Source organism: Janibacter sp. Soil728, assembly GCF_001428305.1.
In the GTDB taxonomy this organism is placed as follows: domain Bacteria; phylum Actinomycetota; class Actinomycetes; order Actinomycetales; family Dermatophilaceae; genus Janibacter.
Map to the genome: position 1 here is coordinate 63,879 of NZ_LMRZ01000005.1, position 22,902 is coordinate 86,780.

Here is a 22,902-nt window from a genome sequence, read left to right on the forward strand (position 1 = left end):
AGACAACCCGCGTGCCCTGACACGCGATGTGTCTTTGAATGGCGGGCATGGGGCGAAGGGGTGTCACCCGCGGCGACTAGGGTTGCAGCCATGACTGACGAGCGAGCATGGCGCCGTGGCGGCAGCGGTGTCGAGGGCAATGTCCGGACCGCAGCGATCTGGTCGCAGGTGCGTGAGCTCAGCGAGTCCCGCCAGAGCGAGCTCTCCCGGCCGTTGCGCGTCCTCGACCTCGGTGGCGGCACCGGCGGACTGGCCGTCGCCCTCGCCGAGCAGGGCCACACCGTCACCGTCGTCGACCCGAGCCCCGACGCGCTCGCCTCGATGAGCCGTCGCGTCGCCGAGTCCGACGCCGCAGACCGGATCAGCGCGGTCCAGGGCGACGCCGACACCCTCGCCGGCATCGTCGCGCCCGGCAGCATCGACCTGCTGTGCTGCCACGGCACCCTCGAGTACGTCGAGGACCCCGGGGCCACCCTGGCCCGCATCGCCGAGGTCCTCGCCCCGGGCGGGCACCTGTCCCTCGTCACCGCGCAGCGTGTGGCCGCCGTCATCGCCCGTGCCCTCGCCGGCCGCTTCGACCAGGCCACGACAGCACTGACCGCCCCCGACGGACGGTGGGGTGAGGACGACCCGGTGCCGCGCCGCTTCGACCGGGCGACGCTCGCCGAGATGCTCACCCGCGCCGGCTTCACCACCCTCGAGACCAAGGGAGTGCGGATCTTCAGCGATGTCGTGCCCAGCACCTTCGTCGACACCGAGGCCGACCGTCAGGCCCTCCTCGAGCTCGAGGAGCTGGCTTCCGCCGACGCCGGCCGCATCGGGTTGTCCGCGCTGGGTGGCGCCGTCCACCTCATCGCCCGCCGCGACTGATCGACGATGAGCCGGCGTCAGTACCGGCCCCCACCGCGGGCCGGCCAAGGGCCCCCGGATGACACCGGGTGCACGATCCTGCACGTCGACATGGACGCCTTCTTCGCCTCGGCGTCCCTCATCGCCCACCCAGAGCTCGTCGGGACACCCGTCATCGTCGGCGGTGGCAACCGCGGGGTCGTCCTGTCCGCGACCTACGAAGCGCGTGCCTTCGGCGTCGCCTCCGCCATGCCGATGGGGCGCGCTCGACGGCTGTGCCCGCAGGCGACGATCCTGCCGCCCGAGCACGAGCTCTACTCGCGCATCTCCTCGGCCATCATGGCGACCTTCGCCGACATCACCCCCTACGTCGAGCCGCTGAGCAGCGACGAGGCCTTCCTGGACGTCGCCGGCGCAGTGCGACTCATGGGCTCACCCGCGAGGATCGCCCAGCGGATCCGCGACACGGTCGCCGACGAGCAGGGCATCACCTGCTCCGTGGGTGTCGCGAGCAGCAAGTTCGTCGCCAAGATGGCCTCCGGCCTGGCCAAACCCGACGGGCTCCTCGTCATCCCGGCCGACGAGGTCGTCCCCTTCGTCCAGCAGCTGCCCGTCGGCGCGCTGTGGGGCGTGGGGGACAAGACCGAGGAGGCCCTCGCCCGTCTCGGTCTGAAGACCGTGGCCGACATCGCCCACACCCCCCGGGCCACGCTCGTGCGAGGGCTCGGTGAGGCCACCGGCAACCACCTGCACGACCTGTCCTGGGGCCGCGACCCGCGATCCGTCCAACCCGTCCGTCGCGAGCGCAGCATCGGCAACGAGCGCACCTTCGACCACGACGTCGACGACCCCGACATCGTCCACCGCACCCTGCTGGGCCTGAGCGACAAGACCGCCTCTCGCCTGCGGGCCGCGGGTCTCGTCGGACGGACCGTGAGCATCAAGGTGCGCTTCGCCGACTTCACGACGATCAGCCGCTCCCGCTCCCTTCGTGACGCCACCGATGTCTCCCGGGACATCTCGGCGCTGGCCCGTGAGCTCTACGACGCCCTCGGCCTGCAGCGCGCCCGCGTCCGGCTCGTCGGGGTGCGGGTCGAGCAGCTGTCCGAGGCTTCGTCGACCCCTGTCCAGGTGGCCCTCGACGAGCCCGAGCACGGCTGGCGCGAGGCCGACCGGGCCATCGACAGGGCGAGCGCACGCTTCGGCGCCGGCAGCGTGCGGCCGGCGAGCCTCTTCGCCGACCGCAGTCCCAAGGCGAGCCCACCTACCGCAGGCCGCGGACGCGACCTAGACTGAGAGGACCACGGCGGTCCACCCGGCGTGGGGACCCGCGGGCTCACCCCGCACGAGATCAGGCTGGTAGGGAGGTCACCGTGGCGCTGTCAGAGCGTGAGCGGCAGATGCTCGAGGAGATGGAAGAGGCCATCCGGGCCGAAGACCCTCGCTTTGCCTCGCAGATGAACGGATCGGACGCCCAGCGCACCGATCGCCGCCGAGTCATCCTCGGAGTCATCGGCGCGGTCGCCGGGCTGGGGCTCGTCCTGCTGGGTATCAACACCAATCTGTGGGTCGGCGTCGCAGGCTTCGCCCTCATCGTCGCGTCCATCGCCCTGGCGATCACGCCCGGTGGCAGTGGCCGCTCCAGAGGCCAGGGACTCGGTCTCGTCGGTGACGACGGCTCGGTCCGTCAGCCGCGTACGGGACACAAGCGGACCCGGGCAAAGAAGGCCGGCAAGGCCGCCAAGCAGGGCACCTTCATGCAACGCATGGAGCAGCGTTGGGAAGAGCGTCGCCAGCAGGGTCAGGGCTGGTAGCGGACCTTCGAGACGGCGCTGGCGCGCCTCCTCAGGGAGCGAAAGCGCTCAGTGGACGACGATGCCCACGGTCCAGGTGATCGCGATGAGCAGTGCACCGCTGAGCTCGATGCCCATGCTGTGCAGGACCCCGCGCAGCGCTGACTTCGTCGCCTGCCACGCCCGGTCGAGCTCGTGGAAGCGGACGTACTCCGCGGCGAAGACTCCGAGCACGAAGCCGATCGGCAGACCGACGACGGGGATGACGAAGAAGCCGACGACGGCTCCGACCACACCCAGCGCCAGGGTCAGGCCACCGACGCCCTCCCGCTTCATCCGTCGCCCGGGCAGCAGGAACTGCAGCGTCAGGCAGATCGCATAGATCGCCACGACGATGCCGAGGGTCACCCACGCGATGGCGCCGCCGGTCTCGGCGGCCCACAGCAGTACAGCGGCGACGCACAGCAGCAGTCCCGGCAGCACCGGGATGACGATGCCGAGCACGCCGACGACATAGATCGCGACGGCGAACCACAGCACGGCCGTGGTCGGATCGTGGATGACCTCAGCGGCCTGGCTCAGCACGACCGGGGGCCGGTCAGCGCTCGTCGACCGGCGCCGAGGGGGTGGTGCTCTCGTCGAGCCGTGCCGAGTCGTCGTCGATCTCGGCGAGATCCTTCAGTGCCGGGAGGTGCTCACGCCCGTGGTGGGCGCAGAAGAGCAGTTCCCCGCCCGCGTGGAGGCGGGCACGCACGTAGGCCTTGGCTCCGCAGCGGTCGCAGCGATCGGCTGCGGTCAAGGGGCTTACCAGGGTCGCGTTCACGTGTTGCCTCATTTCCTGCGTATTTCGTGGACGTCCGAGTCAACAGTCAAACATGCGAAAGGCTTCCCGAGTAGCACCTGTTCTTCGTGGCGTGATGCACGGCACAGCTCGGCGGGGTGCGTGCGACACCACGACGGGCGACCTCCACGGCGTCGTCGGTGCCGCGGACTACCCTGCGAGAAGTCCATCCATGACCGACGACAGGACAGGCCACCTTCGTGCCTCCGGCAGCCAGCACCGCCCAGAAGACCGCCAGCAGCAAGACCGCGCAGGACTACACCGCGCACCACCTGCAGGTGCTCGAGGGGCTCGAGGCCGTTCGCAAGCGCCCGGGCATGTACATCGGGTCCACCGACCAGCGCGGCCTCATGCACTGCATGTGGGAGATCATCGACAACGCGGTCGACGAGGCGCTGGGCGGGCACGGCGACCACATCGCCATCGTCCTGCACGCCGACGGTTCGGTCGAGGTGCATGACAACGGTCGTGGCATCCCGGTCGACATCGAGCCGCGCACGGGCCTGACGGGCGTCGAGGTCGTCTACACCAAGCTGCACGCCGGCGGGAAGTTCGGCGGCGGTTCCTACACGGCCTCTGGTGGTCTGCACGGTGTCGGTGCCTCGGTCGTCAACGCCCTCTCCTCACGGCTGGACGTCGAGGTCGACCGCGGCGGCAAGACCTACGCGATGAGCTTCCGCCGTGGCGAGCCCGGCACCTTCTCCGACGTGGCCGGGGCGAAGGGGGCGAAGTCCCCCGACAACGAGTTCAGCCCCTACGAAAAGGGCAGCGAGCTGGCTGTCGTCGGCAAGGCCAAGCGCGGCGTGACGGGCACCCGGGTGCGGTACTGGGCCGACTCGCAGATCTTCTTGAAGGGGGCCGAGCTCGACCGTGAGGCCCTGGCCTCTCGCGCTCGTCAGACATCCTTCCTCGTGCCCGGCCTGACCCTCGTCGTACGCGACCAGCGTGGCGAGGAGACCGTGGAGGAGACCTTCCACCACGACGGCGGCATCAGCGAGTTCGTCGACTACCTCTCGCCGGATGCTGCGGTCACCGATGTGTGGCGGCTCGAGGGCACCGGGACCTTCACCGAGACCGTGCCCGTCCTCGACGCCAAGGGGCACATGACCCCGACCGAGGTCGAGCGTGAGTGCGGCGTGGACATCGCCCTGCGGTGGGGGACCGGCTACGACGCCAAGCTCGCCTCCTTCGTCAACATCATCGCCACCCCCAAGGGCGGTACCCATGTGGCCGGCTTCGAGCAGTCGCTGCTCAAGGTCTTCCGCAAGCAGCTCGAGACCAATGCCCGCAAGCTCAAGGTGGGCAACGACAAGGTGGAGAAGGACGACGTCCTCGCGGGCATGACCGCTGTCGTCACCGTCAGGCTGGCCGAGCCGCAGTTCGAGGGGCAGACCAAGGAGGTGCTCGGCACCAACGCCGTCCGCTCCATCGTCAGCAAGGTCGTCGAGACCGAGCTGACCTCGCTGCTCACCTCGACCAGGCGTGGCGACAAGCAGATGGCCGCCCAGCTGCTGGAGAAGGTCGTCGCCGAGATGAAGTCGCGCATCTCCGCGCGGCAGCACAAGGAGACCCAGCGCCGCAAGAACGCACTGGAGACCTCGTCCCTCCCGCCCAAGCTGCGCGACTGCCGCAGCACCGACGTCGAGGCGACCGAGCTCTTCATCGTCGAGGGTGACTCCGCCATGGGCACGGCCAAGGAGGCACGCAACAGCGAGTTCCAGGCACTGCTGCCCATCCGCGGCAAGATCCTCAACGTGCAGAAGGCCGCGGTCGGCGACATGCTCAAGAATGCCGAGTGCGCCTCGATCATCCAGGTCATCGGCGCCGGGTCCGGGCGCAGCTTCGACGTCGACGTCGCTCGCTACGGCAAGATCATCATCATGACCGACGCCGATGTCGACGGCGCCCACATCCGCACGCTGCTGCTCACCCTCTTCTTCCGCTACATGCGCCCGCTCGTCGAGGCCGGCAAGGTCTACGCAGCGGTCCCGCCGCTGCACCGGATCGAGGTCATCAACCCCGGGTCGAAGAAGAACGAGCTGATCTACACCTACTCCGAGGCCGAGATGCGCAAGAAGCTCAGCTCGTTGAGCTCTCGCGGCAAGAACATCAAGCAGCCGATCCAGCGCTACAAGGGTCTGGGTGAGATGGACGCCGACCAGCTCGCCGAGACGACGATGGACCCGCGTCACCGCATGCTGCGCCGCGTGACCACCGCCGACCTCGAGGCCGCCGAGGAGGTCTTCGAGCTGCTCATGGGCAAGGACGTCGACCCTCGGCGCGAGTTCATCGTCTCCTCCGCCGACCAGCTCGACCGCGAGCGCATCGACGCCTGATCGACCTCGTCGACTGTCACAAATCGAGCGGTTGTCGGCGCGTCGTGGCCGATGCAGTTGCGCCTGACCGTGGCGTGGGTCACGGTAGGAGGATCGGTGCGCATCGGGTGCGCCGCAGACCCAGGAGGACCCATGTCCGACGTCGCCACCTCGGACCGTGCCGCGGGCGAGGAACCCACTGAGCTCAAGCGGGTCATGGGACCCAAGCTCCTCCTCCTCTTCATCGTCGGGGACATCCTCGGCACCGGCGTCTACGCGCTCACCGGCGATGTCGCCGCCGAGGTGGGTGGCGCCGCGTGGGCGCCCTTCATCGCGGCCTTCCTCGTCGCGACGATCACGGCGTTGTCCTACCTGGAGCTCGTGACCAAGTACCCGCTGGCCGGCGGTGCGGCCACGTTCGTGCACAAGGCCTTCGGCATCCACTTCGTGACCTTCATCGTCGCCTTCGCCGTCATGTGCTCCGGCATCACCTCGGCCTCCACCGCGTCCAGTGCCTTCGCGGGGTTCCTGCGCGACGGTCTCGGTGCGGACTGGGAGGCGGGCTCGACGCCGCTGCTGCTCATCGCGCTCGGCTTCATGACGCTCATCGCGCTCATCAACTTCCGCGGCGTCGGCGAGAGCGTCAAGGCCAACATCGTCCTGACCTGCGTCGAGCTCTCGGGTCTGCTGCTCATCATCTTCGTCGGCATCTACGCCGTGACCCAGGACAAGGCCGACTTCTCCCGCGTCATCGTCTTCGAGAGTGCGAGTGACAAGAGCGTCTTCATCTCCATCTCCATGGCCACCGCGCTGGCCTTCTTCGCGATGGTCGGCTTCGAGGACTCGGTCAACATGGCCGAGGAGACCCACGAGCCGTCGAAGATCTTCCCCAAGGTCATGCTCTCGGGCCTGGCGATCACCGGTGTCATCTACGTGCTCGTCTCGATCACCGCGGTTGCGCTCGTCCCGGTCGACCAGCTCGTCGGCGGGGAGAGGTCCGCGCTCACCCAGGTGGTGGCGACCGGTGCGCCCGGTCTGCCCTTCGACAAGATCTTCCCCTTCATCGGGATGTTCGCCGTGGCCAACTCGGCCCTGATCAACATGCTGATGGCCTCGCGTCTCGTCTACGGCATGGCGCGCCAGGAGGTCCTCCCCCCGGGGATGGGCCTGGTGCACCGCACCCGTCGGACCCCGTGGGCGGCCATCATCTTCACCACCCTCGTCTCCTACGCACTGATCAGCTACGTGGTGCTCGGCAGCGGCAGCCCGATCGTGAAGTTGCTCGGTGGCACGACCGCTCTGCTGCTCCTGGCCGTCTTCACGGTCGTCAACATCGCGGTCCTGGTGCTGCGTCGCGACGATGTCGGACGCAAGCACTTCCGCACCCCGACATTCATGCCGATCCTCGGTGCGCTGACCTGCGCCTTCCTCGTCGGTCCGTGGGCCCGCAGCGAGGAGCAGCAGGAGCAGTACGTCATCGCTGGCGGGTTGCTGGTCCTGGGCATCGTCCTGTGGGCCATCACCTGGTTCCTCAACCGGGCGCTCTACGCCAAGAAGACCTACATGCGCGACCCGGAGCACATCGACCACGAGTGAGCCGGCATGACGAAGGGGGCGGAGCCGGCGATCAACCGGCTCCGCCCCCTTCGTCATGTCCGCTGATGCGCACGACCTTGAGGAGATGCGAACCTCGGGCGCACGACCTTGAGGAGATGCGGGGAGGGTCAGAGGGAGCCGATGCCCCCGATGACGGCGCTGGCGGGGGTGCCGGAGCCATCGCGGCGGCCGTCGGCCTCGGGCAGGTTGACCGCGACGCCGTTGGGCTGGGAGGCCCGAGCACCAGCGCGACCCACCCAGGCCAGGACCAGCCCGTCCTCGCCCTTGAGGAAGCGGTGGGCCCGCATGCCAGAGGTCGCGCGGCCCTTGCTCGGGTACTCGTCGAAGGACGTGACCTTCCATGCGCCGGTGTCGGTCCCGGGCAGCGCGTCGGAGGAACCCGACACGGTCACGACGATGTTGTCGAAGTTGAGGTTGGCGGCGCCGAAGAAGATCACCTTGGCCCCGTCGGTCAGACGAATGCCGGCGATGCCACCACCGGAGCGGCCCTGTGGCCGGACGTCGCCGGCGGAGAAGTGCAGCAGGCTGGCGTGGTCGGTGACGAAGACCAGCTCCTCCTCGCCCGTGATCAGCTCGACCGCACCAACGACGCGGTCGCCGTCCTTGAGCGAGATCGCCTCCCAGGCGCTCCCCTTGGGGTAGTCGGTGCTCACGCGCTTGACGATCCCGTTGGCGGTGCCGAGAGCGAGGCCGGGGGAGCCGGTCGACAGGCTCATCAGGGTGAGCGGGGACTCGCCGCCCGGCAGGTCCACATAGGCAGCCAGGGGTGCCCCACCTGAGAGGTTGGGCGCGCCGTTGGACGGCGGCAGGGTGGGCAGATCGAGGGCGCTCACCCGCACCACACGACCGGCCGAGGTGACGACCGCGACCTCGCCGCGGGCGGTCGTGCGGGTGGCGGCGACGATCGCGTCGTGCTTGGCCCGGCCCCCTTCGGTGCTCAGCGGCTCTGCGTCGCTGGTGCGGGCCAGCAGGCCGGTGCTCGACAGGAGCACCCAGCAGGGGTCGTCGGCGACCTCGAGCGGCGTGCTCGAGGCAGCAGGCTGCCCGGCCGACTCGAGCAGGACCGTGCGACGAGGATCGCCGTGCCGCTTGGCCACGTCGGCCAGCTCGGTCGAGATGAGCCGGGTGAGGACCTTGTCGTCGCCGAGGATCTCCTCGAGCGCGGCGATCTGCTCGAGCAGGTCGCTCTGTTCCTTCTCGAGCTCGATCCGGGAGAACTTGGTCAGGCGCCGCAGCTGCAGGTCGAGGATGTAGGTCGCCTGTGGCTCGGAGAGGTCGAAGACCTCCCGCAGACGCTCGCGCGCGATGTTGGCGTCGTCACTGGTGCGGATGACCTGGATGACCTCGTCGATGTCGACGATGGCGATGAGCAGGCCCTCGACGAGGTGCAGGCGCTCACGACGTTTGGCCAGGCGGTACTCGGTGCGCCGGCGCACGACGTCACGTCGGAAGTCGACGTAGACGGTGAGCAGCTCCTTGAGCCCCATCGTGCGCGGCTGCCCCTCGACGAGCGCGACATTGTTGATGGAGAAGGAGTCCTCCATCGGGGTGAGCTTGTAGAGCTTGTCGAGAACCGCCTCGGGGTTGAAGCCGTTCTTGATCTCGATGACCAGCTGCATGCCGGACTGGCGGTCGGTGAGGTCCTTGACGTCGGCGATGCCCTGCAGCTTCTTGGACTGCACCGCGTCCTTGATCTTCTCGATGACCTTCTCCGGGCCGACGAGGTAGGGCAGCTCGGTGACGATGATGCCCTGGCGCCGGGGAGAGACCTTCTCGATCCGCGTGGTCGCCCGGGTGCGGAAGCTGCCGCGACCGGTGAGGTAGGCATCGCGGATCCCGTCGAGGCCGACGATCCGACCGCCACCGGGCAGATCGGGGCCGGGTACGAACTTCATCAGGTCGTCCAGGCTGGCGTCTGGGTGGGTCAGCAGGTGACGGGCGGCGCCGACGACCTCGACGAGGTTGTGCGGCGGCATGTTGGTCGCCATGCCGACGGCGATACCCGTCGTTCCGTTGACCAGGAGGTTGGGATAGGCCGAAGGGAGGACCTCCGGCTGGAGCAGTTGGTCGTCGTAGTTGGGGACGAAGGGGACAGTGTCCTCGTCGAGGCCGGTCACCATGAGCAGCGCGGCCGGGGCCATGCGCGCCTCGGTGTAGCGGCTCGCGGCAGGCCCGTCGTCGAGCGAGCCGAAGTTGCCGTGCCCGTCGACCAGGGGCAGTCGCATCGAGAAGGGCTGGGCCAGACGCACGAGGGCGTCGTAGATGGCCGTGTCACCGTGCGGGTGGTACTTGCCCATGACCTCACCGACGACGCGGGAGGACTTCACGTGGCCGCGCTCCGGTCGCAGGCCCATCTCGCTCATCGAGTAGAGGATCCGCCGGTGGACCGGCTTCAGGCCGTCGCGGGCGTCGGGCAGGGCCCGCGCGTGGATCACCGAGTAGCTGTACTCGAGGAAGGCATTGCGCATCTCGTCCGCGACATCGATGTCGACGATCCGCTCCGGGGCGTCGGGAGGGGGAGAGGCTGCGGTGCGGCGGGCCATGCTGGCTGTGGACTCCTCGTGGGGGTGATGCTCTGAGCCCACCCATCCTCACCCCTGCGCCCCGTCGACGCCGGTACCGACACACGTGTCATCCCTCGGCGTGCAGGTGCGAGTTGGCGTGGCAGGATTGAGGACATGACGGACCTCCCACCGGGGTACCCGGTGCTGGCAGAGGCCGACGTCGTCCTGCGGGACGGGTCGGTCTGCAGACTGCGGCCGATCAAGCCCTCGGACGCTGAAGGGATTCGCAGATTCCACGCAGGCCAGTCGGACGAGTCGATCTACCTCCGCTTCTTCGCTCCGATGCGCACGCTCAGCGACCGTGACATCAAGCGCTTCACCGAGGTCGACTACCACGACCGGATGGCCCTCGTGGCCACCATCGGTGACGACATCATCGGGATCGGCCGCTATGACCGGGTGAGCGAGCGCAGCGCCGAGGTCGCCTTCAACATCTCCGATCATTACCACGGCAAGGGCATCGGTTCGGTCCTGCTGGAGCACCTCGCGGCCATTGCCAAGTCGCACGATCTCGCCGAGTTCGAGGCCGAGGTCCTGCCGCACAACCGCAAGATGCTGTCGGTCTTCGCCGACGCCGGGTACCAGGTCAGCCGTCGTCTCGAGGACGGCGTCGTGACATTGCACTTCGCGATCGAGCCGACCGCGGAGTCGCTCTCGGTCCGCTTCGCCCGGGAGCACCGTGCCGAGTCGCAGAGCCTGCGAGCGCTGCTGCACCCGAGCTCGGTCGCCGTGGTCGGCGCCAGTCGGCGCGAGCGCGCCATCGGCCATCAGGTGCTCAAGCACATCGTCGATGGCGGTTTCACCGGGAGGGTGCACGCGGTCAACCCCGGTACGGACGAGATCCTCGGGGTGCCTGCGGTCGGGTCCATCGGCGAGATCGAAGGGGGCGTGGAGCTGGCCGTGATCGCGGTGCCCGCCGACCTGGTCACCCAGATCGTCGCCGAGTGCGCCGCGGCCGGGGTGCGGACGCTGCTCATCATCTCCTCCGGCTTCGCGGAGGTGGACGAGGAGGGCGCCCGACGGCAGCAGGAGGTCCTGCGCCTGGCCCGCGACCACGGGATGCGGATCCTGGGGCCCAACTCCTTCGGCCTGATCAACACCGATCCGGCAGTCAGCCTCAACGCGACCCTGACGTCGGGCATCCCCAAGCCGGGGTTCCTCGGCCTCTTCTCCCAGAGCGGTGCGCTGGCGATCGCCAACCTCGACTCCGCGGCCCGCCGCAACCTCGGGATCTCGGTCTTCGCCTCCGCCGGCAACCGGGTCGACGTCTCCGGCAACGACCTCATGCAGTACTGGGTCGAGGACGAGCGCACCCGGGCGGTCGGGCTCTATCTGGAGTCCATGGGCAACCCGCGCAAGTTCTCCAGAGTGGCTCGCCACCTCGCCTCCAACAAGCCCGTCATCGTCGTCAAGCCCGCCTCGGCGAGCTACGGGGCGCCCCCTGGGCACAAGGTGCGCAAGCCCAAGGTCAAGCCGCACGCCTTCAGCGCGATGCTGGAGCAGGCCGGGGTCATCCACTGCGAAAACGTCCACCAGATGTTCGACGTCGCCCAGCTGCTCGTCCACCAGCCACTCCCAGCCGGCCGCCGGGTCGCGATCGTCGGCAACTCCAGCCAGCTCGCGGCACTGTGCGCCGACAACGCCAACGAGCGCGGGCTCGAGGTGGTCCACGGTCCGGTGGCGGTGCCCACCGAGGCCAGCGCCATCGAGTTCCAGACCGCCGTGGATGCCGCTTTCGCCGACGACGAGGTCGACTCGGTCATCGTCTGCTTCATCCCTCCCGTCGGAGCGCTCGACCAGGAGGTCGTCGAGGCACTGCGGCACGCAGCCTCGCGCTCGGACAAGCCCTGTGTCGCCACACTGCTGGGGATGCGGGGCGTCGACGACGGTGGTGACGCCGCCTTCCTCCACGAGACCGGCGACTTCGCCGACGACGTTCCCCGGCAGGCCGTGCCCCTCTACTCCATGCCCGAGGAGGCCATCCGAGCGCTCGCTGCCGCGACGGACTACGGGCAGTGGCGTGACAAGGACAAGGGCGAGACCGTCGTGCGCGAGGGGATCGACCGTTGGGCGGTCCGTGCCCTCCTCGACCGGGTGCTCGAGGAGGACCCGGAGGGGCGTGCGCTCACCACCGATGAGGCCCGCGAGCTGCTCGCTGCCTACGGGATCGACGTCTGGCCGCGCCACGAGGCCGCCACGGCAGACGAGGCGGTCGCGGCAGCCGACGCGGTCGGCTACCCCGTCGTCGTCAAGTCCCTCTCGCCGCTCGTGCGGGGCCAGGCGATGCTCGAGGGCATCCGGGTGGACCTGCACGATGCCCCGTCGGTGCGGGCAGCCTTCGAGGCTCTCGACCGGAGGCTGGCCCCGATGGACGCCAACTACTTCGTCGTCCAGCGGATGGCGGGGCCCGGCGTCTCCACGGTGCTCTCCACGATCGAGGACCCGCTCTTCGGCCCGGTGGTCTCCTTCAGCATCGCCGGTGCACCGACCAAGCTGCTCGACGACATCGCCTACCGGATCCCGCCACTCACCGATGTCGACGTGCGTGAGCTCGTCGAAGGGATCAAGCTGTCGCCGCTGCTCACCGGGCACGATGGCGCGGCGCCGGTCGACCGGGCCGCGATCGAGGATGTGCTCGGGCGGCTGTCGATCATGTCCGACGACTTCCTCGAGCTGTCCTCCGTGGAGCTCAACCCGGTGATCGCTCACGTGAGCGGGGTGACGGTCCTCGGGGCCGACGTCATGATCACTCCCGCGACCCGGCGCATCGACACCGACGCGCGGAGCCTGACCTGAGGCTGGGGCACAATGGCGGGATGCCCGCACCTGCTGACCTCACGGCGATCACCCTGCCGCCGGCCCTCACCGCCGACATCGAGAGGGCCGGCTACTACCCGGCGCTCGTGGCCGATGTCATCAAGGCGGCGGTCGGCGCCGAGGACGTGCACGGGCATCTCGTGCACCAGGAGACGACCTTCGACCAGGACACCGTTCGTCGACACATCACCGTCTTCGCCCGTACGACCACGCGCCTGGTCGTGGCGCACGCCGACGACTACCCGGACCACTTCTCGGGTGCGCAGGAGATCGCCACGGCCACGACCGAGTGCATCCCGCTGTCCAACGTTCGCGGCGTCATGCTCACCCACGTCGTCGGCGACCCCTCGTCGTACGTGCCCGGGTCCCTGGGCCGCGAGCTGACGCTCACGGTCGGCTGGGGCGCGGTCAGCCGGGTCGACCTCCTGCCCGCCCAGTGCAACGACCCCGAGTGCGACGGCGGCGACCACGGCTACGAGGGCACGGTCACCAGTGACGACATCGCCCTGCGCATCAGCGCCGAGGCCGAGGGACGGACCGCGCTCGACCGAGCCATCGAGTTCGCCCGGGACCTCTCGGCGAGCATCGGGCACTGACCCGCTGATGGCGCACCACGGCAACCAGCCCGCCACCCTCCTGCCGGCGACCCCTCGGCTGGACCGTCTGCTGCCAGCTGTGGCCACCAGCCTGGGCGTCCCCGGGCTGACTCGCGGTACGGACCGCGACCTTCGTCCGGCGCGCCGCACCGTCGTCGTCCTCGTGGACGGCCTGGGAGCCCAGCTGCTGGCGCGCCGCGGCGGGCATGCCCCCTTCCTGCGGCGTCTGCTGCAGGACCCCGAGGCCGCGGTGACGATCGACTGTGGGTTCCCCTCGACCACCGCGACCTCGATGGGCAGCTTCGGCACCGGGTCGCTCGCCGGCGCTCACGGTCTCGTCGGGTACGAGGCCTACGACCCCGACACGGACACCGTCTTCAACGAGCTGTCCTGGGAGGACGGTCCGGCGCCGCACCAGTGGCAGCCGGCCCCGACCGTCTTCGAGGCGGCAGCGGACCACGGGGTGACGGTCACCCGGATCGGCCCCGGCTTCTTCGACGGTTCAGGCCTGACCGAGGCGGCTCTGCGCGGCGGCCGCTTCATCGCGGCCAAGAGCCTGGCGGCGAGGGTAGACGCGACGATCACCGCCGTGCGCGCGCAGCCGCGCTCGCTGGTCTACCTCTACTGGGGTGATGTCGACAAGATCGGGCACGTCCACGGCTGTGACTCCCACGAGTGGGTGGCCGAGCTCGAGGAGGTGGACGCGCAGCTGGCCAGGTTGGCCGACCTGCTGCCTGCCGACACCTCCCTGCACATCACGGCCGACCACGGCATGGTCGACGTCCCGATCGCTGCTCGGCCGGACATCGCCGAGGACGCCGAGCTCGACACCGGGATCCGCCACGTCTCGGGCGAACCTCGGTGCGTCCAGCTGCACGTGCAGCCGGGTGCGCTCGACGACGTCCTGGCGACCTGGCGGGGCCGGCTCGGGGAGGAGGCCCTGATCGTCACGCGGGAGGAAGCCATCTCGGCGGGCTGGTTCGGGACGGTCAGCGAGACGGTGCGGCCCCGCATCGGCGACGTCATCGCCGCGATGACCGGACCGATCGCCGTCCAGGACTCGCGCCGTCACCGGCCCGAGCTGCGGGCCCTCATCGGGGTGCACGGCTCGATCACCGCCGACGAGGTGGCGATCCCGTGGCTGACCTTGTCCGCGCGGGAGCAGTGACGTGGCCGAGCTGAGCTTCTTCGCCGGGACGATGGACTGCGGCAAGTCCACGCTCGCCCTGCAGATGGACCACAACCACCGGGCGCGTGGGCAGGTCGGCATCATCTTCACCCGCCTCGACCGCTCCGGCGAGGCGGTGCTGTCCTCACGCCTGGGGCTCGAGACACCCGCGGTCGAGGTCGCACAGGACCGAGACCTGTGGGACACCGTCGTCGCCCAGCTGACCGCCGGCGGTCGGGTGGACTACCTCATCTGCGACGAGGCGCAGTTCTACACGCCCGAGCAGGTCGAGCAGCTCGCGCGCATCGTCGACGAGCTGGACATCGAGGTCTTCGCCTTCGGGATCACGAGCGACTTCCGCACCGAGCTCTTCCCGGGGAGCCGGCGCCTCATCGAGCTCGCCGATCGCACCCAGGTCCTGCAGGTCTCCGCGCTGTGCTGGTGCGGTCGTCGAGCCACGCACAACGCCCGCGTGGTCGACGGCGTCATGGTCGTCGAGGGCGAGCAGGTCGTCGTCGGGGACACGGCCGACCCCACGCACGAGAGCGAGGTCGAGTACGAGGTGCTCTGCCGCCGCCACCACATGCGGCGGATGAACTCACGCGCCGCCCAGGCAGCGGCGTTGTCGGCCGACGTCCTGCCCTTCGACCTCGACGCCTGCCCGGTTCCGCCACCGGCCTGACCCACACGTGCGGCCACCCGTCGCGGAGGACGAAGGGGGTCAGTCCCGAGTGGTCCCGAACATCACGTCGTCCCAGCTGGGCACCTTGGCCCGGCCCTTGCGGCCACCGCGCCCCTTGGCGCCAGCCTCGGTGTCGGCGGTCTCCGTGCTTGCTTCTGCCGCGTCGGCGGTCTGCGTGCCGGCGCGGTCGCCGTCAGGCTTCGCCGTCTCGGACTCGTCCTTGCCCTGGCCGGACTCGACGGCCTTCGTCGGCTCCGGCACCTGAGTCGGGTCGGGCCGGTCGGCAGCGTCGGTCATGTCGGCGGACTCCTCCTGCGTGTCGACCGGGTCCGCGTCGGGCTCGTGCTCGGCCTTCATCTCCGCGGCCGGAGCGGCCGTGGTGCTCTGCTGAGTCCCACCCGTGCCGGTTTCGCTCGTGGCGGCGTCATCAGACATCAGCTCGGGCTTGGACGTGGCGGGCTTGGGCGTGGCGGGCTCGGACGTGGGTGCAGCGGTCGCTGCAGCAGCCTTGGGCGTGGCGGACGATTTGTCGCGAGGCTTCTCGTCCTGCGGGTGCGTCCCGCTTGCCGGCGGCGGCAGCTCGTCCAGCGGCAGCTCGTCCTCGGTCACGGGAGGCGTCGGGTCGGAGCCACGGCCCTTGCGTCGCCCGCCGCGCCGGCGGTTCTTGGCGCCGGAGTGCTCGCGCATGGAGTTGATGAGGTCGTCGGTGTTGGCGCGCGTGGCGCGCTCGACCTTGGTCTCCTCGACCTCGACGTCGAAGACGGCCGTGGGGCGGTGCACGCCGACGGGCACCGGCCCGGCCGGGGTGTCTGCCTCGGAGAGCCACTTGGCCTCGTCGTTCTTGGCGACGACGCTCATGCCGGCCATGTCGAACCACCAGGTGGCCGTGCGCTCGCGGCCACCGGCAGCGAAGATCGCCGAGACGCTCCACTGACCCTCAGGGTCGCGGTAGGCGTCCCACGCGACGGAGGAGGGCTCGACGCCGCGGCCGGTGAGCCGGGTCGCGGCGCGTTGCGCCAAGGTCTCGGGAGAGCCGGCCTGGTTGGTGCCGCGCATGCGCACGGTCTGGGCCCGGCTGGCGATGTGCTCGCGCTCGGCGATCACCGGTCCCTCGAAGCGAGCGATCTTGTCCAGGTCCCACCCGGTGCGGGCAGCGACCTCTTCCGCGCTGGCACCGGCACGGATCATGGCCTGCACCTCACGCGGTCGCACATCGTTGTCGATGGCGATCTGCAGCTGCCCGAGCCGGGGGCGGTCGCGCCGGGCTGCAGCGCGCAATGGTTCGTCGATCCGCAGGCGGTACTCCTCGCCGGCGTCGTCGGTGACAACGAGGTGCTCGCCGTCGTCGTGCACACCGATGAGTCGCAGGTCGCGCATCAACTATCCCTCTCGTCCAGCATGGCTCCAGTCAGACTCTGCCATCTGCTCGGCCCGATCCGGGGACGTACACGCCGCGGCGATACCTTGTCTTCATGTCGGATCAGGCCCCAGAGCACCCCCTTCGTCCCTACGACGCCGTGATGGTCCAGTCCTTCGGTGGGCCCGAGGGGCCTGACGAGGTGCTGCCCTTCCTGCGACGGGTCACGGCCGGCCGCGGAGTACCCGACGACAGGCTGGCCGAGGTCGGGTCCCACTACGAGCGCGTCGACGGGGTCAGCCCACTGCCTGCGCTCAACCGTCGCCTCGTCGCGGACCTCGTTGCGGAGCTCGCGGCCCGCGAGTGCCCCCTCCCGGTCGTGCTCGGCAACCGCAACTCCGCCCCCTTCGTCCCGGAGGCGCTCGACGAGCTCACCGCCGACGGCGCCCAGCGGATCCTCGTCGTCCCGACGAGCGCCTGGCGCAGCTACTCCTCCTGCCGGCAGTACCGGGAGGGTCTGGCAGACGCGGCCGAAGGGAGGGGAGGGCTCGTCCTGGACAAGGTGCGGCCCTTCGGCGAGCACCCCGGCTTCGCGGCCACGCTGGCCCGGGACACGCTGGCGGCTGCCCGAGCGGCCGTGGACGCGGTCGGCGCCGACAAGGTCGCCATCGTCTACGTCACCCACTCCATCCCCGACGCGATGGACGAGACCTCCGGACCGGGCGACGGCGAGGGGCGCGCCTACTCCGCGGACCAGGCCGAGGTGGCCGCGGCGATCACGGCGGAGGTGGACACGGTGCTCGGCACCGATCTGCCCGCCGGGCTGGCCTTCTGCTCGAGGTCCGGTTCCCCGCGCACCCCGTGGCTCGAGCCCGATGTCAACGATCGACTGCGTGAGCTGGCCGTCGACGGGGTCGAGCACGTGGTCGTGGTGCCGATCGGCTTCATCTCCGACCACATGGAGGTCTTCTACGACCTGGACGTCGAGGCCGCCGCGACGGCCGCCGAGGTCGGTCTGGCGATGACTCGCGTACCGACGCCCGGTGGCGACCACGCCTTCGTGGCAGGGCTCGTCGACCTCATGCTCGAGCGCGCCGCCCAGGCGCGTGGCGAGCAGCCGGTGCGGGCCACCTGGCGTGACCTGGACTCCCACCCGGCGGTCTGCCCCATGGGTTGCTGCCCCAACCTGCGCGAGGCCCGCCCCGCGCTCTGCGGATCGGACTGACATGCACGCACTGCCCCCGGGGGTCGACCCCGCCGAGCTGGCCCGGATCGCGCTGACGGTGGCGGTCGAGGCCGGCCGCCTCGTCGTCGACGAGCGGCCCGCCGGCCTCGGCGTCGCCGAGACCAAGAGCTCGGCGACCGACATCGTCACCGTCATGGACCAGCGCAGTCAGGACCACCTGCTCGCGCGACTGGGGGAGCTGCGGCCGCAGGACGGCTTCGCCGGGGAGGAGCGCGGCGCTCGCGCGAGCGAGTCGGGCATCACCTGGGTCGTCGACCCGATCGACGGCACCGTCAACTACCTCTACGAGATCCCCGCCTACGCGGTCTCGGTGGCCGCGGTGGTGGGTGACCCGGGCGTCGACGGCGCATGGCAGCCGGTGGCCGGCGCGGTCGTCAACCCGGTGACGGGGGAGCGGTACACGGCGTGGCTCGGCGGCGGGTCCTGGCGGTCGGTCGGCGACGAGGAGCCTCGCCGGCTGCACGTCACCGAGACCTCGTTGGGGCAGGCCCTGTGCGGGACCGGTTTCGGGTACGACGCGGATCGCAGGGCGTGGCAGGCAGCCGTGCTGACCCACGTCCTGCCTCGGGTGCGAGACATCCGACGGCTCGGCAGCGCCGCTCTGGACCTCTGCCGGGTGGCCGAGGGCAGCCTCGACGTGTACTACGAGCGAGGTCTCAACCCGTGGGACGTGGCGGCCGGGTGGCTCGTGGCCACCGAGGCCGGCGCGGTGGTCTCCGACCTGCACGGACAGGCCCCCCGGGCGGAGCTCACGCTTGCTGGCGCACCGGTGCTCCACACGAGTCTGGGGACGGCGCTGGAGCGCGCCATCGAGCAGGTCGGGCCCGAGAACGTTCGCTGATCAGGAACCGGGTGGCGTGATGGCGCCGGATGGGGCACAATCCGGCGCGCCGGGCACAAATCCAGCACCTGCTGCGTTGATGTCGGCAACAGAGCTTTTCAAGCCCTTCTAGCCCCCAAGGAAACAGGAGAGATGGCGACCGATTACGACGCTCCTCGCAAGACCGACGACGATCTGTCCGAGGACTCCATCGAGGAGCTCAAGTCCCGTCGCGGCGACGCGACCTCCTCCAACGTCGACGTCGATGAGACCGAGATGGCCGAAGGCTTCGAGCTGCCCGGCGCTGACCTCTCCGGTGAGGAGATGTCGGTGCGGGTTGTTCCCCGCCAGGCGGATGAATTCACCTGCACGAGCTGCTTCCTCGTCCACCACCGCAGCCAGCTGGCCAGCGACGGCAAGAACGGCCCGGTCTGCACCGAGTGCGCTGCGTGACACGTGACTGACGGCCCCCGTCAGATCGCGCTCCCGGTGCAGCTGCTGCACCGGGACGCAGTCCTGCCCTCATACGCCAAGCACGGCGACGCGGGCGCGGACCTCACGTCCGTCGCCGAGCTGACCCTCGCTCCGGGCGAGCGTGCTCTCGTACCCACGGGGGTGGCGATCGCCCTACCTCATGGCTGGGTCGGACTCGTCCACCCGCGCTCGGGCCTCGCGGCCCGCCATGGCATCTCGGTCGTCAACGCGCCCGGGACGATCGACTCGGGGTATCGGGGTGAGATCCTCGTCAACCTCGTCAACCTCGATCGGGCCGAGTCCTTCACGGTGCGGGTGGGGGACCGGATCGCCCAGCTCGTGCTCCAGGAAGTGGGCGAAGGGGAGTTCCTCCCCGTCGATTCGCTTCCACCCAGCAAGCGGGGCGAGACTGGACATGGATCCAGCGGGGGCTTCGGCCCACAGTCGACGACAGGACGTGAATGATGTTCGGGCGCAAGAAGAAGAACGCAGCTGACGAGGCGACCGAGCCCGACACGACGACCGCGTCCGACGGTGCTGACCTGGCACCGAGCGAGGACGCGCCGGCACAGGGCCCCCGGGACATCTCTGACGTCACTGACACCAGCTCCCTCGTCGATCTCGGGTCGATCCTGCTCGCACCTTCCAGCGGTACCGAGCTGCGGCTCGAGGTGGACCAGGGCACCAATGACGTCACGGCCGTGCAGATTGCCGACGATGACGGCGCCGTGCAGGTGCAGGTCTTCGCGGCGCCCCGGTCCTCGGGCATCTGGGACGACATCCGCGACGAGATCGCCGCCCAGATCACCGGCAACGGCGGCACCGTCGAGCAGGCCAAGGGTCCCTTCGGCGCCGAGCTGCTCACCCGGCTGGCCCAGCCGGGACCCCAGGGTCGCACCGTCTTCGCTCCCGCGATCTTCGCCGGGGCCGAGGGCCCGCGGTGGTTCCTGCGCGCGGTGTACTCCGGTGCGGCTGCCGTCGACGAGAGCACGCGCGCACGCTTCGACGAGGTCATGCGCTCGATCGTGGTCTCGCGCGGCGAGGAGCCCCGCGCCCCGCGTGAGATGCTCCCGCTCCAGATGCCCACTGCTCCCAGCGGGCAGGACCCGGTGGAGGAGGACGGCGACGCTCAGGTCGACGACCTCAAGCCCTTCCAACGCGGACCCGAGATCACCGAGGTGCGCTGATGCCCACCCTGCTGCGTCGGCTCGTCGACCTCGCTCGCACCGATGACGATGTCGCGGCAGGGGAGCTGCGCGAGGCGGCGACCGCCCACGGGTGTGCGCCGATCACGGACGAGGTCGACCGGCAGTTCGTGACGATCGCGGGCACCCTCACGGCTGTGACCCTGCGCCCGCGGGCGACGGTCCCTGCGCTCGTGGCCGAGGTCTTTGACGGGTCCGCCACGGTGCAGCTCGTCTGGCTGGGGCGACGCAGCATCCACGGCATCGAGCCCGGGGCCTATCTCAAGGCCACCGGACTCCTGTGCCGGCCGCACGGCTCAGCCGTGATCTTCAACCCGGCGTACGAGCTCCTCCCGCACCATGGCTGAGCAGCCCGACGGCATCGCCGAGCCCATGCACCCGACGGTCGAGGCCCTCATCCGCCATCGTCTGGGTGAGGCATTCGGTGGGCTGCGCGGTTCGCTGGAGGCGGCGATGCCGATGCTCGTCTTCGTCATCGCGTGGTCGACCACCAAGGACCGCACCATCTCCCTGGGGGCCGCCGCCGCACTGACGGTGGTGCTCGGCCTCGTCCGCCTGGTCCAGAGGCAGACCCTCCAGTTCGTCCTTGGGTCGATCATCGCGACCGGGCTGGCGGCCTTCTTCGCGCTGCGCTCGGGCGACGCCCAGGACGCCTTCCTCCCGGGGATCCTCACGTCCTGCGCCTATCTCGTCGGGACGGTGCTGTCCGTCGTGCTGCGCTGGCCCGCCGTCGGGCTCATGGTGGGCCTCGCCGATCAGGCGGCCGTCGCCGCGGGCGACCCCTTCCGCTGGCGCCGTAATGCGGCCGCGGTCAAGGTGTGCAGCCGACTGACCCTCGTCCTCGTCGCGGTCTACGCCATCCGGGTCGGCATCATGGGGCCGCTCTACCTCGCTGACAATGTTGCCGGGCTCACGATCTCCAAGGTCGTCCTCGGCTGGCCCCTGTGGGCGGGCGCCGTGGCGATCATGGGCGCGATGCTCCTCAAGGGCAACACCCCGATCGACCCGGACGACGATCTCGTCCAGCCGGTCGACGTCTGGTCGCGCTGACCCCCTTCGTCCGCGGCACCTCCCGAGTCGCCCACGGCCCACAAGAAACCGCACGACCTTGAGGTCGTGCGGTTTCTCGGTATGACCTCGAGGAGGCGGCGTCGGGGTGGGTCAGGACGAAGGGGTGGGGCGCCGGCGGCTCTTGCTGCCAGGACGCATCATCGCCTCGAGCTCCGGCTCGGCCTCGGTGGTGGTGAGCAGGAGCAGCTCGTCGTGCGCCTCGAGGGAGTCGTCCGGGGTCGGTCCGATGGGACGGCCGTCGCGGATGATGCCGACGAGCAACGTGTCGATCGGGAAGGTGATGTCGCCGACCCGGCGACCCACGTTGGGGTTGTCCGCGGGCAGGGTGATCTCGGCCATCGCCGCATTGCCCTGCTGGAAGTCGAAGATGCGCACGAGATCGCCGACGCTGACGGCCTCCTCGACGAGTGCGGTCATCAGGCGCGGGGTCGACACGGCGACGTCCACGCCCCAGGACTCGTCGAACATCCATTCGTTCTTCGGGTTGTTGACCCGGGCAACGGTGCGGGGGACGCCGAACTCGGTCTTGGCCAGCAGCGACACGACGAGGTTGACCTTGTCGTCACCGGTCGCGCAGACGACGACATCGCAGGACTGGATCTCGGCCTCCTGCAGCGTGGACAGCTCGCAGGCGTCGCCGGAGAGCCAGTTGGCCTCGGCCAGCTTGGCCACCCGGACCTCGTTGGCGTCCTTGTCGATGAGCAGGACGGTGTGGTCGTTCTGCAGGAGCTCTTGGGCGATGGACCGGCCGACTGAGCCGGCTCCGACGATGGCGACGCGCATGCCTCAGTCCTCCTGCGGGGGCTGGCCGTCGAGGATGCGCTCGACGTCGTGGACGTACTCCTTGCGGATGACCAGATGCACGAGGTCGTCCTCCTGGTGGACCGTGTCCGGGCCCGGCAGCACGCCTTCGCCCAGACGGGTGATGTATGCGACCCGCGCCCCGGTCGCCTCCTCGATGGCGGTCAGACGACGGCCGACCCACGCGGACGAGATCTGGATCTCGGCGACGACGAGCCGGCCCGACGCGTCGGTCATCTCGGAGGCCTGGCCCTGGGGGAGCATCCGGCGCAGCACCTGGTCAGCGGTCCAGCGGACCGTGGCCACGGTGGGGATGCCCAGGCGCTGGTAGACCTGCGCCCGGTCGGGGTCGTAGATCCGCGCGACGACGTGCTCGACGCCGAAGGTCTCGCGTGCCACCCGGGCGGCGAGGATGTTGGAGTTGTCACCGCTGGAGACAGCGGCGAAGGCATATGCCTGGGTGATGCCGGCCTGCTCGAGGGTGTCGCGGTCGAAGCCGACCCCGGCGATGCGGCGGCCGTTGAACTCGCTGCCGAGGCGGCGGAAGGCAATGGGATCCTGGTCGACGACCGCCACGTCGTGGCCGAGGCGTTCGAGTGAGCGAGCGAGCGAGGCGCCGACGCGGCCGCAACCCATGATGACGAAGTGCACGGGTTGACGGTACCCCTCCTCGGACGGGCCTACAC

22 protein-coding genes are annotated in these 22,902 nt (G+C 69.9%); 16 read left to right on the forward strand and 6 right to left on the reverse strand.

The annotated features are described in order from the left end of the window. Nucleotides 1–90 precede the first annotated feature (90 nt). From ASG73_RS11015 to ASG73_RS11025, 3 genes are all read left to right on the forward strand, one after another. Nucleotides 91–870 (forward strand): class I SAM-dependent methyltransferase, encoded by a 780-nt coding sequence (locus ASG73_RS11015; RefSeq protein ID WP_055994835.1) that lies wholly within the window; start codon nt 91–93, stop codon nt 868–870. A 6-nt stretch (nt 871–876) separates the two neighbouring features. Further along, nucleotides 877–2,145 carry a DNA polymerase IV gene (gene dinB, locus ASG73_RS11020; RefSeq protein WP_055994839.1) on the forward strand — a complete coding sequence of 423 codons (1,269 nt, stop codon included), beginning with the start codon at nt 877–879 and terminating at the stop codon, nt 2,143–2,145. Between the two features lie 77 nt (nt 2,146–2,222). After that, the gene (locus ASG73_RS11025) at nt 2,223–2,663 is read left to right on the forward strand and encodes a DUF3040 domain-containing protein (RefSeq protein ID WP_055994842.1); all 441 of its coding nucleotides are present in this window, start codon (nt 2,223–2,225) and stop codon (nt 2,661–2,663) included. Nucleotides 2,664–2,711: 48 nt separating this feature from the next. Here the strand turns inward: ASG73_RS11025 and ASG73_RS11030 are convergent, their stop codons facing one another. Next, nucleotides 2,712–3,227, reverse strand: a complete 516-nt coding sequence (locus ASG73_RS11030) for a DUF456 domain-containing protein (RefSeq protein ID WP_055994845.1) — start codon at nt 3,225–3,227, stop codon at nt 2,712–2,714. Nucleotides 3,228–3,240: 13 nt separating this feature from the next. Further along, nucleotides 3,241–3,465 carry a DUF7455 domain-containing protein gene (locus ASG73_RS11035; protein WP_442905372.1) on the reverse strand — a complete coding sequence of 75 codons (225 nt, stop codon included), beginning with the start codon at nt 3,463–3,465 and terminating at the stop codon, nt 3,241–3,243. Nucleotides 3,466–3,683: 218 nt separating this feature from the next. Between ASG73_RS11035 and ASG73_RS11040 the strand changes: the two genes are divergently transcribed. Both ASG73_RS11040 and ASG73_RS11045 read left to right on the forward strand, forming a co-directional pair. Further along, a complete protein-coding gene (locus ASG73_RS11040; RefSeq protein ID WP_055994851.1) occupies nt 3,684–5,819 on the forward strand; it encodes a DNA gyrase/topoisomerase IV subunit B in 2,136 nt (711 codons plus the stop codon). A gap of 132 nt (nt 5,820–5,951) precedes the next feature. Beyond that, on the forward strand, nt 5,952–7,394 hold the full coding sequence (locus ASG73_RS11045; RefSeq protein WP_055994854.1) for an APC family permease: 1,443 nt from the start codon (nt 5,952–5,954) through the stop codon (nt 7,392–7,394). 128 nt (nt 7,395–7,522) lie between these two features. Here ASG73_RS11045 and ASG73_RS11050 read toward each other — a convergent pair whose 3' ends face one another. Then, nucleotides 7,523–9,958 carry a DNA gyrase/topoisomerase IV subunit A gene (locus ASG73_RS11050; protein ID WP_055994858.1) on the reverse strand — a complete coding sequence of 812 codons (2,436 nt, stop codon included), beginning with the start codon at nt 9,956–9,958 and terminating at the stop codon, nt 7,523–7,525. 135 nt (nt 9,959–10,093) lie between these two features. Between ASG73_RS11050 and ASG73_RS11055 the strand changes: the two genes are divergently transcribed. From ASG73_RS11055 to ASG73_RS11070, 4 genes are read left to right on the forward strand one after another with little or no spacing between them, the layout of a single operon-like run. Further along, nucleotides 10,094–12,775, forward strand: coding sequence for a bifunctional acetate--CoA ligase family protein/GNAT family N-acetyltransferase (locus tag ASG73_RS11055; RefSeq protein WP_055994861.1), 2,682 nt, complete (start codon nt 10,094–10,096; stop codon nt 12,773–12,775). Nucleotides 12,776–12,795: 20 nt separating this feature from the next. Further along, a complete protein-coding gene (locus ASG73_RS11060) occupies nt 12,796–13,392 on the forward strand; it encodes a DUF5998 family protein (protein WP_055994864.1) in 597 nt (198 codons plus the stop codon). 7 nt (nt 13,393–13,399) lie between these two features. Next, nucleotides 13,400–14,560, forward strand: coding sequence for an alkaline phosphatase family protein (locus ASG73_RS11065; RefSeq protein WP_055994866.1), 1,161 nt, complete (start codon nt 13,400–13,402; stop codon nt 14,558–14,560). 1 nt (nt 14,561) lies between these two features. After that, a complete protein-coding gene (locus ASG73_RS11070; protein WP_055994869.1) occupies nt 14,562–15,242 on the forward strand; it encodes a thymidine kinase in 681 nt (226 codons plus the stop codon). Nucleotides 15,243–15,281: 39 nt separating this feature from the next. Here the strand turns inward: ASG73_RS11070 and sepH are convergent, their stop codons facing one another. Further along, a complete protein-coding gene (sepH, locus tag ASG73_RS11075) occupies nt 15,282–16,619 on the reverse strand; it encodes a septation protein SepH (RefSeq protein WP_055994872.1) in 1,338 nt (445 codons plus the stop codon). Between the two features lie 95 nt (nt 16,620–16,714). Here sepH and ASG73_RS11080 point away from each other — a divergent pair, with 95 nt between their 5' ends. The 7 genes from ASG73_RS11080 (at nt 16,715) to ASG73_RS11110 (ending at nt 21,394) form a co-directional block, all read left to right on the forward strand. Beyond that, nucleotides 16,715–17,824: a ferrochelatase gene (locus ASG73_RS11080; RefSeq protein ID WP_055994875.1), complete on the forward strand. Its 1,110-nt coding sequence runs from the start codon at nt 16,715–16,717 to the stop codon at nt 17,822–17,824. A 1-nt stretch (nt 17,825) separates the two neighbouring features. Continuing rightward, nucleotides 17,826–18,686 carry an inositol monophosphatase family protein gene (locus ASG73_RS11085; RefSeq protein WP_055994878.1) on the forward strand — a complete coding sequence of 287 codons (861 nt, stop codon included), beginning with the start codon at nt 17,826–17,828 and terminating at the stop codon, nt 18,684–18,686. A 132-nt stretch (nt 18,687–18,818) separates the two neighbouring features. Further along, the gene (locus ASG73_RS11090; protein WP_055994881.1) at nt 18,819–19,118 is read left to right on the forward strand and encodes a DUF4193 domain-containing protein; all 300 of its coding nucleotides are present in this window, start codon (nt 18,819–18,821) and stop codon (nt 19,116–19,118) included. A 3-nt stretch (nt 19,119–19,121) separates the two neighbouring features. Next, the gene (dut, locus tag ASG73_RS11095) at nt 19,122–19,604 is read left to right on the forward strand and encodes a dUTP diphosphatase (protein ID WP_055994884.1); all 483 of its coding nucleotides are present in this window, start codon (nt 19,122–19,124) and stop codon (nt 19,602–19,604) included. Then, nucleotides 19,604–20,326, forward strand: a complete 723-nt coding sequence (locus ASG73_RS11100) for a DUF3710 domain-containing protein (protein ID WP_055994888.1) — start codon at nt 19,604–19,606, stop codon at nt 20,324–20,326. Before dut ends, ASG73_RS11100 begins: the two co-directional genes overlap by 1 nt. After that, nucleotides 20,326–20,691, forward strand: coding sequence for an OB-fold nucleic acid binding domain-containing protein (locus tag ASG73_RS11105; RefSeq protein ID WP_055994892.1), 366 nt, complete (start codon nt 20,326–20,328; stop codon nt 20,689–20,691). The genes ASG73_RS11100 and ASG73_RS11105 overlap by 1 nt, the downstream gene beginning before the upstream one ends. Then, nucleotides 20,684–21,394, forward strand: a complete 711-nt coding sequence (locus ASG73_RS11110; RefSeq protein ID WP_055994895.1) for a DUF3159 domain-containing protein — start codon at nt 20,684–20,686, stop codon at nt 21,392–21,394. The genes ASG73_RS11105 and ASG73_RS11110 overlap by 8 nt, the downstream gene beginning before the upstream one ends. Nucleotides 21,395–21,505: 111 nt before the next feature. Here the strand turns inward: ASG73_RS11110 and ASG73_RS11115 are convergent, their stop codons facing one another. Then, nucleotides 21,506–22,198, reverse strand: coding sequence for a potassium channel family protein (locus ASG73_RS11115; RefSeq protein WP_055994897.1), 693 nt, complete (start codon nt 22,196–22,198; stop codon nt 21,506–21,508). Nucleotides 22,199–22,201: 3 nt separating this feature from the next. Next, on the reverse strand, nt 22,202–22,867 hold the full coding sequence (locus ASG73_RS11120; RefSeq protein ID WP_055994901.1) for a potassium channel family protein: 666 nt from the start codon (nt 22,865–22,867) through the stop codon (nt 22,202–22,204). Nucleotides 22,868–22,902: the final 35 nt, after the last annotated feature.

Excerpts from the sequence above, each read along its gene's own strand:
- dinB (WP_055994839.1), top strand. The coding sequence starts at position 877 with ATGAGCCGGCGTCAGTACCGGCCCCCACCGCGGGCCGGCCAAGGGCCC.
- ASG73_RS11065 (WP_055994866.1), top strand. The coding sequence starts at position 13,400 with ATGGCGCACCACGGCAACCAGCCCGCCACCCTCCTGCCGGCGACCCCT.
- ASG73_RS11050 (WP_055994858.1), bottom strand. The coding sequence starts at position 9,958 with ATGGCCCGCCGCACCGCAGCCTCTCCCCCTCCCGACGCCCCGGAGCGG.
- ASG73_RS11015 (WP_055994835.1), top strand. The coding sequence starts at position 91 with ATGACTGACGAGCGAGCATGGCGCCGTGGCGGCAGCGGTGTCGAGGGC.
- ASG73_RS11045 (WP_055994854.1), top strand. The coding sequence starts at position 5,952 with ATGTCCGACGTCGCCACCTCGGACCGTGCCGCGGGCGAGGAACCCACT.
- ASG73_RS11055 (WP_055994861.1), top strand. The coding sequence starts at position 10,094 with ATGACGGACCTCCCACCGGGGTACCCGGTGCTGGCAGAGGCCGACGTC.
- ASG73_RS11085 (WP_055994878.1), top strand. The coding sequence starts at position 17,826 with ATGCACGCACTGCCCCCGGGGGTCGACCCCGCCGAGCTGGCCCGGATC.
- sepH (WP_055994872.1), bottom strand. The coding sequence starts at position 16,619 with ATGCGCGACCTGCGACTCATCGGTGTGCACGACGACGGCGAGCACCTC.
- ASG73_RS11100 (WP_055994888.1), top strand. The coding sequence starts at position 19,604 with ATGTTCGGGCGCAAGAAGAAGAACGCAGCTGACGAGGCGACCGAGCCC.
- ASG73_RS11080 (WP_055994875.1), top strand. The coding sequence starts at position 16,715 with ATGTCGGATCAGGCCCCAGAGCACCCCCTTCGTCCCTACGACGCCGTG.
- ASG73_RS11110 (WP_055994895.1), top strand. The coding sequence starts at position 20,684 with ATGGCTGAGCAGCCCGACGGCATCGCCGAGCCCATGCACCCGACGGTC.
- ASG73_RS11105 (WP_055994892.1), top strand. The coding sequence starts at position 20,326 with ATGCCCACCCTGCTGCGTCGGCTCGTCGACCTCGCTCGCACCGATGAC.
- ASG73_RS11090 (WP_055994881.1), top strand. The coding sequence starts at position 18,819 with ATGGCGACCGATTACGACGCTCCTCGCAAGACCGACGACGATCTGTCC.
- ASG73_RS11060 (WP_055994864.1), top strand. The coding sequence starts at position 12,796 with ATGCCCGCACCTGCTGACCTCACGGCGATCACCCTGCCGCCGGCCCTC.
- ASG73_RS11115 (WP_055994897.1), bottom strand. The coding sequence starts at position 22,198 with ATGCGCGTCGCCATCGTCGGAGCCGGCTCAGTCGGCCGGTCCATCGCC.